This is a genomic window from Telmatobacter bradus (genome assembly GCF_048629425.1).
Classification (GTDB): domain Bacteria; phylum Acidobacteriota; class Terriglobia; order Terriglobales; family Acidobacteriaceae; genus Telmatobacter; species Telmatobacter bradus.
Genome location: NZ_CP184532.1, coordinates 4,547,335 through 4,562,541, shown reverse-complemented (window position 1 = coordinate 4,562,541; position 15,207 = coordinate 4,547,335). Strand labels below are relative to the sequence as shown.

At 60.2% G+C, this 15,207-nt stretch carries 14 protein-coding genes; 9 read left to right on the top strand and 5 right to left on the bottom strand.

What is annotated here, in order from left to right:
• The first annotated feature begins 13 nt into the window (after window positions 1-13).
• The 5 genes from ACOBR2_RS18940 (at window position 14) to ribF (ending at window position 5,203) form a co-directional block, all read left to right on the top strand.
• The gene (locus ACOBR2_RS18940; protein WP_420237651.1) at window positions 14-604 is read left to right on the top strand and encodes a DUF1844 domain-containing protein; all 591 of its coding nucleotides are present in this window, start codon (window positions 14-16) and stop codon (window positions 602-604) included.
• 288 nt (window positions 605-892) lie between these two features.
• Complete coding sequence (locus ACOBR2_RS18935) at window positions 893-1,969, top strand: 3-deoxy-7-phosphoheptulonate synthase (protein ID WP_420237650.1); 1,077 nt, start codon at window positions 893-895, stop codon at window positions 1,967-1,969.
• A gap of 145 nt (window positions 1,970-2,114) precedes the next feature.
• Window positions 2,115-3,365 carry a lipid-A-disaccharide synthase gene (lpxB, locus tag ACOBR2_RS18930; protein ID WP_420237649.1) on the top strand — a complete coding sequence of 417 codons (1,251 nt, stop codon included), beginning with the start codon at window positions 2,115-2,117 and terminating at the stop codon, window positions 3,363-3,365.
• Window positions 3,366-3,446: 81 nt separating this feature from the next.
• Window positions 3,447-4,244 (top strand): MBL fold metallo-hydrolase, encoded by a 798-nt coding sequence (locus ACOBR2_RS18925; protein ID WP_420237648.1) that lies wholly within the window; start codon window positions 3,447-3,449, stop codon window positions 4,242-4,244.
• A gap of 5 nt (window positions 4,245-4,249) precedes the next feature.
• On the top strand, window positions 4,250-5,203 hold the full coding sequence (ribF, locus tag ACOBR2_RS18920; RefSeq protein ID WP_420237647.1) for a riboflavin biosynthesis protein RibF: 954 nt from the start codon (window positions 4,250-4,252) through the stop codon (window positions 5,201-5,203).
• 250 nt (window positions 5,204-5,453) lie between these two features.
• Here ribF and ACOBR2_RS18915 read toward each other — a convergent pair whose 3' ends face one another.
• Complete coding sequence (locus tag ACOBR2_RS18915; protein ID WP_420237646.1) at window positions 5,454-6,053, bottom strand: flavodoxin family protein; 600 nt, start codon at window positions 6,051-6,053, stop codon at window positions 5,454-5,456.
• Window positions 6,054-6,173: 120 nt separating this feature from the next.
• Between ACOBR2_RS18915 and ACOBR2_RS18910 the strand changes: the two genes are divergently transcribed.
• The 3 genes from ACOBR2_RS18910 (at window position 6,174) to ACOBR2_RS18900 (ending at window position 7,936) form a co-directional block, all read left to right on the top strand.
• A complete protein-coding gene (locus tag ACOBR2_RS18910) occupies window positions 6,174-6,674 on the top strand; it encodes a hypothetical protein (protein WP_420237645.1) in 501 nt (166 codons plus the stop codon).
• 198 nt (window positions 6,675-6,872) lie between these two features.
• The gene (locus tag ACOBR2_RS18905) at window positions 6,873-7,268 is read left to right on the top strand and encodes a YtxH domain-containing protein (RefSeq protein WP_420237644.1); all 396 of its coding nucleotides are present in this window, start codon (window positions 6,873-6,875) and stop codon (window positions 7,266-7,268) included.
• Window positions 7,269-7,408: 140 nt separating this feature from the next.
• Window positions 7,409-7,936, top strand: a complete 528-nt coding sequence (locus tag ACOBR2_RS18900) for a DUF948 domain-containing protein (protein ID WP_420237643.1) — start codon at window positions 7,409-7,411, stop codon at window positions 7,934-7,936.
• A gap of 81 nt (window positions 7,937-8,017) precedes the next feature.
• On the opposite strand, the gene mnmA is transcribed toward ACOBR2_RS18900, so the two are convergent.
• From mnmA to ACOBR2_RS18880, 4 genes are all read right to left on the bottom strand, one after another.
• The gene (mnmA, locus tag ACOBR2_RS18895) at window positions 8,018-9,133 is read right to left on the bottom strand and encodes a tRNA 2-thiouridine(34) synthase MnmA (protein WP_420237642.1); all 1,116 of its coding nucleotides are present in this window, start codon (window positions 9,131-9,133) and stop codon (window positions 8,018-8,020) included.
• 154 nt (window positions 9,134-9,287) lie between these two features.
• Window positions 9,288-10,451 (bottom strand): cysteine desulfurase family protein, encoded by a 1,164-nt coding sequence (locus ACOBR2_RS18890; RefSeq protein ID WP_420237641.1) that lies wholly within the window; start codon window positions 10,449-10,451, stop codon window positions 9,288-9,290.
• A gap of 131 nt (window positions 10,452-10,582) precedes the next feature.
• Complete coding sequence (locus tag ACOBR2_RS18885) at window positions 10,583-12,181, bottom strand: subtype B tannase (protein WP_420237640.1); 1,599 nt, start codon at window positions 12,179-12,181, stop codon at window positions 10,583-10,585.
• 185 nt (window positions 12,182-12,366) lie between these two features.
• On the bottom strand, window positions 12,367-13,260 hold the full coding sequence (locus ACOBR2_RS18880; protein ID WP_420237639.1) for a LysR family transcriptional regulator: 894 nt from the start codon (window positions 13,258-13,260) through the stop codon (window positions 12,367-12,369).
• A gap of 244 nt (window positions 13,261-13,504) precedes the next feature.
• Between ACOBR2_RS18880 and ACOBR2_RS18875 the strand changes: the two genes are divergently transcribed.
• Window positions 13,505-14,845, top strand: a complete 1,341-nt coding sequence (locus ACOBR2_RS18875) for an MGH1-like glycoside hydrolase domain-containing protein (RefSeq protein WP_420237638.1) — start codon at window positions 13,505-13,507, stop codon at window positions 14,843-14,845.
• The last annotated feature ends 362 nt before the right edge of the window (window positions 14,846-15,207 follow it).

The following is a 15,207-nucleotide window of genomic DNA, read 5'->3' as shown; positions in this document are numbered from 1 at the left end:
GAACGGAAAAATTATGAGTGAACCCCCGAAGTTTGAAGTCATTGACCGTCGCAAGATGAAGGCGGCCGAAGAGCAGGAACAGCATCAGGAACCGAAGGCTGCTGTCAGCGAGCCAGAACCAGGAGCTGGGCCGCGCCTGGTAGTGAACGAAGGCCGTCGTGTGGATGAGCCGACGGAAGAGGCCACGGAACAGCCCGAAGATCCGACGCTGCCCCCGGCGCCGAGCGAAGCTGAAAGCCGCCAGCAGAAGATGGCCTATGACGCAGCAGCCCAGCGCCTGGAAGATCTGATCCGCGCCCAGAATCCTGCCGCTGAACAGCAGCCCCCGGTGGGCTTTGAGAACCTTGTGCAGCAGTTCTACCTTTCGGCTATGTTGCAGATGGGAGCAGGCACCCAGGAGGGGCAGCGTCCGCGCATCGATATTGTGGGCGCACGCGGCACCATCGACCTGCTGGACCTGTTGGCCGAAAAGACCAAGGGCAACCTTAGCGCCAATGAAGACCGCATGTTGCAGACCGTACTGTTTGACGTCCGCATGGCCTTTCTGGAGCTGACCAGCATGATCAACATGCAGGCCCCGCCGCCACCGTCGGACCTGAAGTAGGGATAAGGAACCAAAGGTAGGCGGGAGCAAGGATGGAACGCTGCTCCCAACTTCCACAACCTGACCGGGGAGCAGAGGTTTGCTTCCCGGTCCCAGCCTCCAGCCTCCAGCCTCCAGCACCTAGCACCTAGAACCTCTTTTCCCCCCTGTTTCTGCACCAAGATCAGTGCAATTTCCCTGTTTTTCGCGCTCCCGCTTCTGCGCTGTTAGCATTAAGAGACGGTCCGCAGTCCTTGCGGCCACCCAACCACCTGAAAACAGAGCGCCTCCTGCGCCCGGGAAAAAGAAATGTTCCACACTACCGAAGATATTCATATCCAGTGGACCAAGGTTGTTTTGCCCCCTGTCTTTCTGGAAGAAGAGCGCCCGGTCAGCGACGCGGCCTCGACCACGATCTTCGACGCTCGTACCGAGATCGTCGATATTCTTAACGGCAAGGACGATCGCCTGCTGGTTCTGGTAGGTCCCTGCTCGATTCACGACACCAAGGCGGCCCGCGAGTACGGTCAGTTGCTCAAGGAAGCCATCGAGGAGCACAAGGCCGATCTGCGCATCGTCATGCGTGTCTATTTTGAGAAGCCTCGCACCACCATCGGCTGGAAGGGGCTGGTCAATGATCCGTACCTCGATCAGTCCTACAAGATTAACGACGGCCTGCGTTTGGCGCGCCATCTGCTGCTGGATCTGGCGGAGATGGGCGTGCCCACCGGCACCGAGTTCCTGGACATGATCTCGCCGCAGTACATTGCCGGCCTGGTCAGCTGGGGCGCCATCGGAGCCCGCACCACGGAAAGCCAGGTGCACCGTCAGTTGGCCTCGGGCGTTAGCTGCCCGGTGGGCTTCAAGAACGCCACCTCGGGTGACGTGCAGGTGGCCATTGACGCCATTCAGTCGTCGGCGCACTCGCACACCTTTCTGGGCCTGACCAAGCATGGTCAGTCGGCGATTTTGGTGACCACTGGCAATCCGGACTGTCACATCATTCTGCGCGGGGGCAAGAAGCTTATCAACTTTGACGCCGCCAGTGTGGAGGCTGCCTGCGCCGCTCTGGCCAAGGCCGGTCTGCATGAGCGCATCATGATCGACTTCAGCCACGCCAATAGCTGCAAGGATTATCGCCGTCAGGCGCAGGTCTGCCACGATGTTTGCAGCCAGCTTGCCGGGCAGGATGGTAAGCCGGGCGATAAGCGCATTCAGGGTGTGATGATCGAGTCGAATTTGGTGGCCGGCGCACAGTCCATCGTGCCGGGCCAGCCGTTGCTTTATGGCCAGTCCATCACCGATGCCTGTATCGACTGGACTGAGACGAAGACGCTGCTTGCGGATCTGGCTGCGTCTGTCCGTGCTCGCCGTTCTTCGAAGTAAAACCGGCTGTTTCTTTCGGAAGGCCTGCCGCAGATGCGACAGGCCTTCGGCATTTTGTCTGTATTTTGTCCGTCCTAATTTCAAGCCGATTTTTCGTCGGAGCCGGTATGATGGAATCGACCCAGGGAGGTCGCAGAGGTGAGCTATGTCCCCCACGATCTTCATTTCCGCCGGTGAGGCCAGCGGCGAGCATTACGGAGCGTTGCTCACTGCCGAGCTGGACCGCAAACTGCGTGCTGCCGGTCAGGAACCCAGGTTTTTTGGCATGGGGGGCGAGCGCATGGCGGCGGCCGGTCTGGAGCGCGTGGTGCGTGCGGAAGACGTGGCCGTGATGGGGCTGACTGAGGTGGTGCGTCACCTGCCCCGCATTTATGGCGAGTTTCGCAAGCTCAAACGCTCTATCCGCGAACGCCGTCCGAGCCTGGCCATTCTTATCGACCTTCCCGACATTCATCTGCGCTTGGCGCGGGAGTTCCATCGTCTGGGCATTCCTGTGCTGTACTTTGTCAGTCCGCAGCTCTGGGCGTGGAAGAAGCATCGCATCAAGCAGGTGCAGCAGTTTGTGCGGCGCATGGCGGTTATTTTTCCCTTTGAAGAACAGTTTTATCGCGAGCATGGAGTGAAGGCTGATTTTGTGGGCCATCCTCTGGCGGATTTGCCCCTGCCCACGATCAGCCGGGAGCAGTTCGCTGCGGAAAACGGCCTCCATCCTGGGCGTACCTGGGTGGCGCTCTTGCCCGGCAGTCGTCCGCATGAGATTCGCGACCATCTGCCCGAGCTGATTGAAGCGGCATGGCGTCTGGCGCAGCCGAAGGAAAACCTGACCGACTCCCCCACGGAGGCATTCGAGTTCATGATTCCACTTGCTCCCACGCTGACCGTGCAGCAGCAGGAGGCGGTGCTCATGCTGACCGAAAAGCTGGCAGGTGCGTTGCCGGTGCGGTTGGTGGACGATGCGCGGGCGGCGCTTTTTCATGCGCGGGCCTCGGTAGTGGCCAGCGGAACCGCCACGGTGGAAGCGGCGCTAATCGGCAATCCTTTTGTAGTGGTCTACCGCGTTTCGCCGCTTACCTTTGCCATTGCCAAGCGGCTGGTGACGGTGGAGCATGTGGCGATGGCCAACCTGATTGCCGGCCATCGCATGGTCCCCGAGCTGATTCAACAGGATTTTTCCGCGGAGAAGATCGTACAGGAGATGGAAAGACTGCTGCCGGATGGACCGGATCGCCAGTCCATGCTGGAGGAGCTGGCCGAGATGGGCCGGGTGCTGCGTACCGCCAAGAAGTCGGAGGAGCGTGAAGGCTCGGGCAGCAGCGCTATTGAGCGCGTGGCCTGTATTGCACTGGAAGAACTGGGCGTGCAATCTGCAGTCAACGAGTCGCCCCCCACCGTCTGAAAGCACAAAATATCTGCCTGAATGCCACAGCACATTGATTCCCCGCCGTTTCGCCGAGCGAAAATAGATGCAGGGGAAAAGATGCAGGGTCATCTGACATTTCTTGGTACTGGAACCTCCATGGGCGTGCCCACACTGGGGTGCGGCTGTGCGGTGTGCACGTCGAGCGATCCGCACGACAGCCGTTTGCGTCCTTCCGTGCTGCTGCGCTGGCAGGCGGAGGAGCGGGAACGCTCGGTCGTCATTGATACAGGACCAGACTTCCGCGAGCAGGCACTGCGTGCGAAGATCCGCCGCCTTGACGCGGTGTTTTATACCCACGGCCACGCGGACCATATTCTCGGACTGGACGATCTGCGTCCGCTCAGCTTCCTGTTTTTTGCGGAGAGCGGTCCGATCCCGCTTTACGCTGGCAGTGAGACGCGGGCTGCGCTCGAAAAGATTTACGATTACACCTTTTCTCCCAATGCCACCTACCCGAACCGCGCTAAGGTCGAGCTGCATCCGCTCAAGCCCGGCGTGCGTGTGCAGGAGGTGGAATTCCTCCGTGTGCCGCTGCTGCACGGGCGGATGAGAATCTCTGGCTTCCGCTTTGGCAAGGTGGCGTATCTGACCGACATCAGCCAGATTCCCGAAGAGAGCTTTGCGCTGCTGGAGGGGGTAGAGACGCTGGTGATTTCTGCCCTGCGCCACAAGCCACATCCCACGCACGCCACTGTTGAGCAGGCGCTAGCCTGGTCGCGGCGCATTGGCGCGCGGCAAACCTACTTTACGCACATTGCCCATGAACTGGGCCACGAAGCAACTAACCGCTCGCTGCCCGAGGGCGTGCAACTGGCCTATGATGGGCTGACGATTTCTGTTGATTTGGGTTCCTGAAACGTATGAGTCTGACTGTTTTTCGTTCTTTGGCCGAGGTACCGGAGGGCTATGGCCCCACGGTGGCTACGATCGGCAACTTTGACGGCGTACATTGCGGTCACCGCAAGATTCTGGCCGCTGTGGTGGAAGAAGCACGCTTGCAGCAGGCCCGCGCCGTGGCCATCACCTTTGACCCGCATCCCGAGCAGCTTCTTTCTCCCGAGCGCGCTCCCAAGCTGATTACGCCGCTCGACGAACGGCTGCGCCTGCTGGAATCGACGGGTATTGATGCGGTTCTGGTGCTTCCCTTCGATGCAGCCTTGGCCGCATTGCCCGCGCGGGCATTCGTTACGCAGATCCTGGTGGACGTGCTGCAGCTTGTTGAGCTGCACGAGGGAGGAAACTTCCGCTTTGGCTGCCGTGCTGAGGCTGGCGTGAACGAACTGCGTGCCTTTGGTGCGGAGTTTGGATTTGCGCTACATGTGCATGAGGCGGTGCAGGTGCGTGGGCTGGAGGTCTCCAGCTCGGCCATTCGCGCGGAGGTTGCGGCGGGCTGCCTGAACCGCGCCCGCTGGATGCTGGGCCGACCCTTCGCCGTGCTGGCCACGCAGAAGCGGGATCGTGGCGTGGGAACCGAGCTGCTGGTTCCTACCATCAACCTGAGCGACTACGACGGATTGCTGCCCGCCTTTGGCGTTTATGTTACGCACATTCGCGTGGGCGAGCGGGCGTTTCAGGCTGTGACCAACGTGGGCAATCGTCCCACCTTTGCGGGTGCGGGCTTTAGCGTGGAAACGCACATCCTCAACTTTGAGCCCGTCGAAATCACTGCGCAAACGCCGCTTGATTTGGAGTTTCTTTTCTGCCTGCGGGGCGAAAAGACCTGGCCCTCGCCCGAGGCGCTCAAGGCACAGATCTTCCGCGATGTGGCACGTGCCAAGCGCTACTTTCAGAGGGTGGACGCGCTACGGCGTTGATGCTGCAGCGCCGAGTGCGGAAAACTCGCAGCGGCATGGATTTGTATTGCGGAGGGAGCAAGGGTCTTCAGGCCCTTGAAGAATAGGCGCATTGAAGACCGCCTTTAGGCGCGGGATTTTTCTTCCACTGCCTACTCTGGATGCCTGTCTGTGAAAAAACTTCCCGGGGCTGAAGCCCTTGGACTTTTTGCCGTGTTTTTGCGGGGGTTAAAACCCCCGCCTCCCTCCGAAACGAGTTTTCCGCAGACGCTTACGCGGCCAGTTTCCAGCCGAGCTTGCGCGCCTGTCGCAGGCTGCTTGCGGCCAGAGGCTGGTGCGGAGTGGCGGCAGCCAGCCCAATCCACATTCTGCCTACGGGGGCTGCGCCCAGCATGGCGGCAGTTATTTTCAGGGCCCGGCTTGCACCCGTGGCCACGGGAATCAGAAACCCAGGCATTCCCGCTGCGGCAATCAGTACGGCCTTGCGCGGTTTGCGTTGGACACGCAGCTTGGGGCTCATCTGTCCCCATGGCCAGTAGGCAAAGCCGAGCAGCCGCTCCATGAATCTGCGGAAGATGGCGGTTACATTCCAGTAATTGACGGGCGAAGCCAGCACCACGGCATCGGCAGCTTCAATGGCGCTGAGGATTGCCTCCAGCCCATCCTGCTTCTGGCATTTGCCCCGCTCCTCGCCGGGCGTTTGCGTACAGGCGCGGCAGTTGGTACAGAACTCCAGCAGTTCCTCGGTCAGATGGATGGTCTGGGTGATGGCGCCTTTTTCCCGCGCTGCTGCCAGAACAGCCTCCACAGCTGCTTCCACGGTGCCTTCCCGGCGATAGCTTCCTACTACGGCAACAATCCGTGCACCCATTCCGCATCTTCCTCAGTTGGCAGTGTACTTGATCGGTCATAAGGATGAAGGTGACGGTTCATCCACTGGTGATTTCGAAAAAAGCCCTGTTATTCTTACTAGGTGACTGCTTCTGTGCAAATGAAGATGTTTCTGCTCGCCGGTCTTTTTGTGGCTGGTTCCATCGTTGCCTGCCACAAGGAAGAGCAGGCTGTTGCCGGCGTGGCGCAGACGGCGGTTAACGCCGAGCACAAGGCGCAGGTTACGGCCGGCGAACGCGACCAGCAGCGTACCCAGCTGCAGCAGATTCCGCTGCCCACCAAGAGTCTTTATATAGACATTCACGAGGCTTCGGCCTGGACCAATCCCTTCCTGAGTGTTGGGTCCGATGCGATTACGCTGCGTACCAGTGAAGGCGCGCCTTCTGCCCGCCATCAGGATCAGCAGATTCAGCTGGTCGATCTGGCCCGGGCCATGGCATCGCTTCCGCCCTCGGCATGGCGCTATGGCCGTGTGGTGGCCGTGGCCGAAGCGCCGCAGGTGAACACCAAAGCACTTCCCAAGGTTCGCCGCAACGTTGAAGCCGCTATTCAGCAGCTCAACGATCTGGGAATTGTTGTTCAGGATTGGCCCGCCCGCTAGCTCTTGCAGTTGCCAGCGCCGCGTTTTTTCTCTTCTCACGAAGCGATTGCACGAAATATGTGGTGATTGTTCCGCCAAGACTCTAGAATGTTGCCGAGCAGCGAACTGCTCTGGATTCTGTGCGTCAATCATTTGCGGCACCCGCAAAAGTCTGCTACGCTCAGGCATCTTTTCAGCAGCGGAAGGAGAGTCTTCATCATGGCGGAAGAAAACAAGTCGTACGGGTTGGCATGGTTTCTGGCAGGGTTGGGCGTAGGCGCTCTGGTAGGCATTCTCTACGCACCCAAAAGTGGACGTGAGACGCGCGAAGACATTGCCAACAGTGCACGCGAAGGCAGCGAATATCTGCGCGCCCGCACTCGATTGGCTGCCGAAGAAGTGAGCGACTTCGTTGACAAGAGCAAGCAGCAGGTAGCCGAGTACGTTGAAAAGGGCCGTGAGGCCGTCGACCGTGGCCGTGCGCAGTGGGAAGATTTCATCGAGCGCGGCAAGAACACGGTCGTCGAGCAGTCCAGCCGCGTTTCTGCCGCCGTTGACGCTGGCCGTCAGGCGTATCAGGCCAAAGCCACTCCGCCTGAAATCAAGGAATACTAGTTCTACGGGGCAAATTGCCTCTTTTTTGATGCGTAATCCGGCGCGCGGGTCGGCGTGGGCAATCCATGCGTCGTTTCTATTTTTCTTTTCTGCCGGCGAGTGGCCGACAGCGACAGCCTGCCCAGCACGAGACTGCCCTTATGCCAAATTTTGATTCACAGACCATTCTGCTTGCCATTCTAGGGATTGTTGCGCTGGCCATTCTGGCGCAGGCTATCCTTCTGTTCGCCATTCTGCTGGTGATTCGCAAGACCGCCCGCAAGCTTACCGAGCAGGTCGAGGAACTCCACGCCGAAATTTCGCCGATTCTGCACAACACCCGCGAACTCTTCCACCGCGTAGCGCCGCATGTGGAGAACACCGCTGCTGATCTGGCCGCCATGGCTCGTAGCCTGCGCAGCCAGACCGCCGACATTCAGAGCTCGGCTCGCGATGTGCTGGAACGGTTGCAGAAGCAGATCGCCCGAGTGGACGGGATGATCTCCACCGCGTTGAATGGCATTGATCGTGCCACTGGTTTCGTGACCGAAGTGGTGGCCAAGCCGGTTCGTCAGGCCTCCGCTATTCTGGCTTCGGTTCGCGCCATTATTGATTCCTTGCGCCATCGCGGGGCGGAGGCTCAGCCCGAGGCGAGAGACAGTGCTGTGGACGATGATTTTATTGGCTGAAAAGTAGTGGCGCTTGCTCGGATTGCGCATGGAAAGGTATGAAACAAGAGGCACGGCTTTGGCCGTGCCTCTTGTTTTGTTTTAAAAGATCCAGCCGCCGCCGACCACCTCATCGCAGTCGTAAAAGACGGCCGACTGGCCCGGTGTTACAGCCCTCTGCGGTTCGTCGAAGGTGGCTTTGACCGTCTCTTCTGTGTCGGGCTCAAGCAGCGCCCAGGCTGGTTCGTGACGGTGGCGGATCTTGATTTTCACCCGCATGGGCTGGGTAAGGCGCTCGATGCTGATCCAGTTCAGCTTCCGGGCGCGCAGCATGGAGGTGGCCAGTTCGTCGTCCGGGCCCACCATCACCTGATGGCTGGCGGGGTCAATCTTCAGCACGTAAAGCGGTGTGGGCGAGGCAACCCCCAGGCCCTTGCGCTGCCCGATGGTGAAGTTTTCAATGCCCTCGTGGCGGCCAAGCACCTTGCCGCTGGAGTCGACCATTTCACCCGCTGAATCCGGAATCGTCTCGCCCTTTTCTTCCATGTAGGCGGAGAGGAATTGCTTGTAATCGCCGCCGGGAATGAAGCAGATCTCCTGCGAGTCGGGCTTTTCGGACAGCCGCAGTTTCTGCTGGCGGGCCAGTTCACGCACTTCGGGCTTGATCAGATGGCCGAGCGGAAACAGGGTGTGCGCCAGCTGCTCCTGGGTGAGGCCGAAGAGGAAGTAGGTCTGGTCCTTGGCCTGATCGACGGGGCGCTTCAGGATCCAGCGCTGGCGTGGCTCGCTCCACTCGTTCAAGGCGTAGTGGCCGGTGGCAATGAACTCCGCGCCGATGCCCCGCGCCGTCTTCAGCAGCTGGTCGAACTTCAGGTGGTTGTTGCAGAGCGAGCAGGGGATGGGGGTGCGTCCGGCCAGGTATTCGCGCACGAAGGGCTCAACCACATCCTGCTCGAAGCGCTCCTCCTGATTGACCACGTAGTAGGGAAAGCCCAGTTGCTCGGCCACCTTGCGGGCGTCGTAGACATCGTCGAGCGAACAGCAGCGGCCCGCCTTGGGCACGTCGGGAATGCCGTGGCGACCGGCCAGCCGGGACTGATCCCAGAGCTGTAAGGTCAGGCCCACCACGCGCTCTCCGGCGCTGGACAGCATGGCTGCCACGGTGGAAGAGTCCACTCCGCCCGACATGGCTACCGCAATGGTTCTTGGTTCCGTCATTCTGTTTCCTTGGGAAGGATTCTTCCTCGGGAGGGTCGTTGACCAGCCCGTGGGCCAACTATCCCTCAGGGGCTAAAGCCCCGTTGATTTGATTGCATTTATTTGGCACGGCTAAAGCCGTGCCCTTTCAAAGCCTGACTTCCACCACATGCGGCTACGCCTTTGCCGCTGCGCCCAGTGCCCGCAGTTGGCGGACGGCGTCGGGCAGTACGGCCAGCACGCGGTCCACATCGGTTCCGGTCGCGGACTTCAGCAAGCTGAAGCGCAGGCTGGAGCGCGCGGCCTGCTCGTTGAGCCCCATGGCCAGCAGAACATGGCTGGGTTTGGTTGAGCCGGAGTGGCAGGCTGAGCCACCACTGGCGGCAATTCCCTTCAGGTCGAGGGCGATCAGCAGAGCCTCGCTCTCCACGTCCTCAAACAATACGTTCGTAGTATTGGATACGCGAGCGACCGGTTGCGATTCGCTTTGGGCAGGATTGATACGAGAGCCTGCGAGCGCCAGCATGCCTGCTTCCAGCCGGTCTCGCAGCCCTGCCACACGTTGCTGCGTACCGTCGGTGAGGGCCTTCAGGGCCAGCTCGGCGGCTTTGCCCAGACCCACGATTCCCGGCACATTCTCGGTTCCGGCGCGGCGGCGGCGTTCGTGGCTTCCGCCCAGAATCTGTGCTTCCAGGGGCGTTCCGCGTCGTACAAAAAGAGCGCCCACGCCCTTGGGTCCGTGCATTTTATGGGCGCTGATGGAGAGCAGATGGCAACCAAAGCGCTCCACGTTGAGCTCGACCTTGCCTGCGCCCTGCACGGCGTCGATGTGGAAGAAAACGCCGGCCTCGGCGGCGACTTTGCCGATCTCTTCCACCGGCTGCAGCACACCGGTTTCGTTGTTGGCGAGCATGACGCTGATGAGCCGCGTGTTGGGTCGTAGCGCCGCGCGAATTGCCTCGGGTGTAATTACTCCACTCGGCAGAGGATCGACAAAGCTGACCTCCACGCCCTTCTGCTGCATGCGCTCGGCGGCCTGGAGTACGGCGGAGTGCTCGATGGAAGTGGTAATCAGATGATCGCCCGAGCGCAGCAGGCCGAAGAGCGCGGTATTATCGCCCTCGGTGCCGCCGGAGTTAAAGACCACTTCGGCCTCACGGCAGCCGAGCAGCGCAGCCACAGACTCACGAGCCTCGGTGACGGCGCGGTGGGCCCGCTGGCCGTCCTGGTGGATCGACGAGGCGTTGGCAAAAGCCTCCATCCAGTAGGGACGCATCGCCGCAAAGACCTCTTCGCTGAGGGGCGTGGTGGCGTTGGCGTCCATGTAGATTCGCTGCATTGCGCTCGTCTTCCTCTGCTTCGATTGTACGTGGAAGCGGGGAATGAACTGCGGAGTTTGTCCGCCTGTGGGCCAGGCAAAGGCCCCACTCCTGCGGGCAGGAATGGGGCCTTGTGGGTTGATAAGCTGGCTTACTGCTTGTAGCCGGTGATGGTACTGATCCAGGTGATAAAGCCCTGCGGGTCCAGATCCTGGCAGTGGCCTGCCTCCCAGAAGATGGCGGCGTTGACGTCGCGACCCATGTTTTCCAGGCTCAGAGCCAGATTGACCGTGTTGGTGGGCGCGGAGTCGGTTTCGATGCCGCCGTGACGAATCCACCAGTGCTCCGCCGCGCCAGGATTTTTGGCTCCAGTAAAGTACATGGGATTCATCAGGTTGACGATCTGCTGCAGGACAGGATCGACGTGGGCGTTGGGATTGCCGGTGGTCTGTTGCAGGCTGAAGTCCGTGTAGTGGCGGGAATCGGTCGTCTTGTTGCCAAACTCGTTGGACTCGGGCGAGCGCAGGGTCAGTCCGTCAAAGGCAGGGGCCGACTTCATGCGCGTGATGTGCTGGGCGGCATAGTCCAGATAGCTGAACTGCGCCGTCTTGCCGTCCCACTTGAGCCAGGGATTCTTGGCCAGATATTCCTTGCGCTTGTCCTCGGTGAGCTTCAGCAGGTACTGGGTTGCAGCCGGGGCAAAATACTCTTTGACTAGGTAGAGGTCCAGATTGTCGACGGTGATCTGGCCAAAGCCCTCCTTGCCTTGCAGATGCAGCGAGGCTTCATAGGCGGGGAAGCGCTCTTTGAGCGCCGCCGAGACCTTGGCGTCCACCGCACCGGAGCGCAGTTTGGAAGCTCCAAAGGCCCATTCGTAGGGCATATCTGCGTGTTCCAGATCGGTGACTGGCGAACCGCAGCCGCTGGCAAAGACGTTGTCCTTTTCCTCTGCCGCGCCAATCTCCTGCAGGTAGGGCTCATAGAGCGGGCTGTTGCCGGATGCGCCCAGCAAGGCTGAAAGTCCGCCGCCGGCGCTGCAACCCGACGAGACGATCCAGTCCATGTTGCCGGGCAGAATGCCCTTGTTGTGGCGGATGTAGCGCACGGCCGCCTTCAGATCGACGATGGCTGCCGGAGCTTTGCCATAGAAGCTTCCATCGGCTGCCTTGTTGTCGCGTCCACGGGCTCCGGGAGCAACCACAACGTAGCCCTCTGCCAGCGCCATATTTTGCGTTGCCTCAGGACCGCCTGCCGTGCCATTGGCTCCCTGAAAGGCTCCGGGAGGCGGTCCACCCGGGCCTCCGGGTCCACCGGGAGCGCCCATTTCCATCTTCCCGCCAGGAGCTCCGGGGGCACCTGGCCCGTCCGGACCATGCTGCTTGTAATTGCTGGCCGACATATAGCCGCCCACGCCCACGACAAAGAGAATCGGCGCATTCTGGCTGTGTACCTCGACGCCATCCACCGAGACGGGAACCTTCACGTCCAGGCTTTCATACTCCTTGTCCACCGGCTTGGCCACGTACGGAATGTGCTGATAGAGCCTGTAGACCACCTTCTTTTCACCAGCGGCCGTCTTGATGGTTTTGGTTTCAAGTTTGAACTGATCCTTGGGAAACAGCAGTGGATTGCTGGCGGGGACGGTGCTCTGTGCATGAGCGCAGGAAAGTGCGCCTGCTCCCAGAGCGGCGTAAAGCACAAGACGCCTGAGGCGTTGCGGGGCCTGTACAGCGTCGTTTTCAGTAGACATATTGCATGCTCCTTGGACGATCATTTCAGAATGCTGTTGGCGCATGGATCGCTTGCTTGACTGACGCAGAGGCACTGGCCAGAGCTCGACGCAAGCGAGGGAAACGATCTTCCGGTTCCTGCAACAAGGAGGGTGAAGACCGGTTCGAGCATGCAGCCACGGTACTCTTTGGCCCGGCGGACGGTCTATTGAAAACGCTCTGCTGCTGCCCGCATCTGCTCGGTAATAAAGTCACTGACCACACGGACGCGGGTTAGCCGGTGCAGGTCAGCGTGCACGCCCAGCCAGAGGGAACGCGTCAGCTTTACCTGCTCGGGTAGCACGATTTCCAGCTCCGAATGATCGACGGCCATGAAGCGTGGCAGCACTCCCACCCCGGCCCCGGCAAGCACCGCCTGCTGCTGCACCACCATGGTCGAACTGGCAAAGCCCGGCGTTAGCGAGGCGTGAATATCGGGCAGGTAGCTCAGCTCGCTGATGGACATCAGTTCTTCGATGTAGCCGATCATCAGGTGTTCTGTCAGATCGCCGGGTTTGCGAATGGGCGGATGGCTGGCCAGATATTCTCTGGTGGCATAGAGCTGCAGCGTGTAGTCCAGAATCTTTCGCCCTACCAGACGGCCTTTGGCTGGCCGCGACAGACTGATGGCAATGTCGGCTTCGCGCCGGGTCAGATTAAAGACCCGCGGAAAGGCCAGCAGCTCGATATTCAGGCCGCGATGTTCGGCGGCAAAACGGGCCAGTCGCGCGGCCAGAAAGTCCACGCCCAGGCCGTCGGGTACGCCAATGCGCACGGTGCCGGTCAGCTCCAGATCGTGTCCCACAATGTCGTTGTGGGCGTCGGCGATCAGGCTTTCCATCTGCTCGGCGGCGGCAAAAAGCCGTTCGCCCTCGGCGGTCAGGGAAAAGCCGTCTTCGCGGCGGTCGAAGAGGGTGACCGCCAGAGCCGATTCCAGAGCGCTGATGTGCCTGCTCACCGTCGAGTGGTCCACGTTCAGCCGCTTGCCTGCTGCCGCCAAGCGGTGGGTGCGGGCAAGAATCAGAAAAGTCTCCAAATGCGTCCATTCAGGCTGTTGCATGCAGCCATCATAGCTCTGCTGTGAAAATGTGCAAGCTGGATGTAGGTATCTTTTAGTGTTCGTGCAATAAAAATCGGATGGTCGGAGGGGAATTTGCCTCGACGAACTGGAATGCAGCTCTGGAATCACTGTCCGGTAGCTTCTGCAACTGATAAAGTAGGTGGCAAAAGCCGCCCCCACAGGTAGACGGCAATCGCTCGCGGCAGCGCCCGGGCAGAATGTATTTGCAGGAAGAGGATTTGCCTTGATCTCTCGTCGTTCGTTTTTGCAGTCTTCCGCCGCGCTTGGTGCGGTGGGAATTTCGTCCCGCATGCGATCTTTTGCTGCGGCCACGCGGGTCTATCCGCGCTTTCCCGATGCGGATCCGCGCTGGCAGAAGACCTGGGATGCAGCCCTCGATGTACTTGGCGGCAACATCCGTCAGGTGCCCGCCTTTGCCAAGCCCGTGCTGGTGGAAGGTTCGGTCTATCCCGGTGTCTGGCAGGAGTGTGCTCCGCAGGAGGGACTGGTCTATGGCCAGCTAGCACGCTTTATTCCCTCCGTGGAGGGCCGGCCCGCGCCGCTGGAGATTGCACGCAACAATCATCAGGCTTTTTTTGCCTTGCAGAAGCCGGATGGACAGCTTCCTGCCGCAGTGAAGATGAGCGGGCTTGGCTATGGTCAGCTGCAGATGGTGGTTCCCATTGCTGCAACTGCGTGGGAACTGGTGCAGAGCACGCAGGATGAGGCGTTTCTGGCCCAGGCCTACTCTGCCTGCTCCCGTTGGGATGCGTGGCTGCGGCAGTTCCGCGATACGCGCAAGAGCGGTCTGGTGGAGGGTTTCTGCGTCTACGATACGGGCCACGACAACAGCCCGCGCTGGGACGGAATGCCCAAGCGTTGCCCGGATGGAGATGCGCACCTCTACGACAAGAGCATCAAGAGCCTGCCTTGGCTGAGCCCGGATCTTTCCGCTTCGGTCTACGGCGCGCGCGTGGCGCTGGCGGCCATGGCCACGGCGCTAGGCAAAACTGCCGAGGCCATGCGCTGGCAGGAAGACGCTGAGAAGATTCGCCTGCTGATTCTAGCCAAGCTTTATGATCCGCAGGATGCGGCCTTCTACGATCTGGATGCGAGCAATCAGTTTGTGCGGGTGCGCTCCGACGTGATCAGCCGCGTGCTGGGCGAGCATGTGCTCAAGTTGGAGAACGCCCATGATCGCACTATTTTTGAGGCAGTCTGGACGCGCCAGATTCATAATCCTAAAGCATTTTGGGCTCCTTATCCACTGACCTCAGTGGCGCTCGATGATCCGCACTTTGTGCGTCCGATTCCCCGCAACAGCTGGGGCGGAGCCTCACAGGCGCTGACAGCCCTGCGTGTGCCCCGCTGGATGAGCTATTACGGCAAGCAGCAGGAGCAGCGCGAGTTGATGTTGCAGTGGTGCAAGGCCATCAGCCGTGAAACCGAGTTCCGCCAGCAGATGGACCCGCTCACCGGTGAGTTCACGCGCGTTGATCCCAGTGGATATTCGCCGGCCGCGCTTGTTTATCTTGACTTTATCTGTCGCCTTGAGCAGAGGCCTTCGCCGCAGAGCGCGCGGTAAGAAGAATACGCAGAGCGGTATGCATGCATGCCGCTTTGCGCGTTTTTGAGCTGAAGCGCTACCTTCCGGCCCCTTCTTGGGTCTGTGAGGTAGCGCTTGGCAAGCAACGTATTCCTGCGGCTTATAGGCATTCCGAAAATCTTTTACGGATCTGCTTCGGAAAGTTGGGCTAACTCAGAGGTTCCTCAGAAAACATGCAGGAGAAAGGCGTTACAAATTGCATGTGCTTGTTGGGCCCGGATTCAATGGCCGCTATGGTTACTTCTGTAGCCGTGATGGAAGCTGGGTACGTCTAACAAGAGAGATACACTGAGAGAGCGTCGTCGCCGGGAAGATGGGCCAAGTGAAAAAAACTTCCCGTG

What these genes read in the sequence shown, in the direction of transcription:
- ACOBR2_RS18940 (WP_420237651.1), top strand. Translation starts at nt 14, where the DNA reads ATGAGTGAACCCCCGAAGTTTGAAGTCATTGACCGTCGCAAGATGAAG.
- ACOBR2_RS18935 (WP_420237650.1), top strand. Translation starts at nt 893, where the DNA reads ATGTTCCACACTACCGAAGATATTCATATCCAGTGGACCAAGGTTGTT.
- lpxB (WP_420237649.1), top strand. Translation starts at nt 2,115, where the DNA reads ATGTCCCCCACGATCTTCATTTCCGCCGGTGAGGCCAGCGGCGAGCAT.
- ACOBR2_RS18925 (WP_420237648.1), top strand. Translation starts at nt 3,447, where the DNA reads ATGCAGGGTCATCTGACATTTCTTGGTACTGGAACCTCCATGGGCGTG.
- ribF (WP_420237647.1), top strand. Translation starts at nt 4,250, where the DNA reads ATGAGTCTGACTGTTTTTCGTTCTTTGGCCGAGGTACCGGAGGGCTAT.
- ACOBR2_RS18915 (WP_420237646.1), bottom strand. Translation starts at nt 6,053, where the DNA reads ATGGGTGCACGGATTGTTGCCGTAGTAGGAAGCTATCGCCGGGAAGGC.
- ACOBR2_RS18910 (WP_420237645.1), top strand. Translation starts at nt 6,174, where the DNA reads ATGAAGATGTTTCTGCTCGCCGGTCTTTTTGTGGCTGGTTCCATCGTT.
- ACOBR2_RS18905 (WP_420237644.1), top strand. Translation starts at nt 6,873, where the DNA reads ATGGCGGAAGAAAACAAGTCGTACGGGTTGGCATGGTTTCTGGCAGGG.
- ACOBR2_RS18900 (WP_420237643.1), top strand. Translation starts at nt 7,409, where the DNA reads ATGCCAAATTTTGATTCACAGACCATTCTGCTTGCCATTCTAGGGATT.
- mnmA (WP_420237642.1), bottom strand. Translation starts at nt 9,133, where the DNA reads ATGACGGAACCAAGAACCATTGCGGTAGCCATGTCGGGCGGAGTGGAC.
- ACOBR2_RS18890 (WP_420237641.1), bottom strand. Translation starts at nt 10,451, where the DNA reads ATGCAGCGAATCTACATGGACGCCAACGCCACCACGCCCCTCAGCGAA.
- ACOBR2_RS18885 (WP_420237640.1), bottom strand. Translation starts at nt 12,181, where the DNA reads ATGTCTACTGAAAACGACGCTGTACAGGCCCCGCAACGCCTCAGGCGT.
- ACOBR2_RS18880 (WP_420237639.1), bottom strand. Translation starts at nt 13,260, where the DNA reads ATGCAACAGCCTGAATGGACGCATTTGGAGACTTTTCTGATTCTTGCC.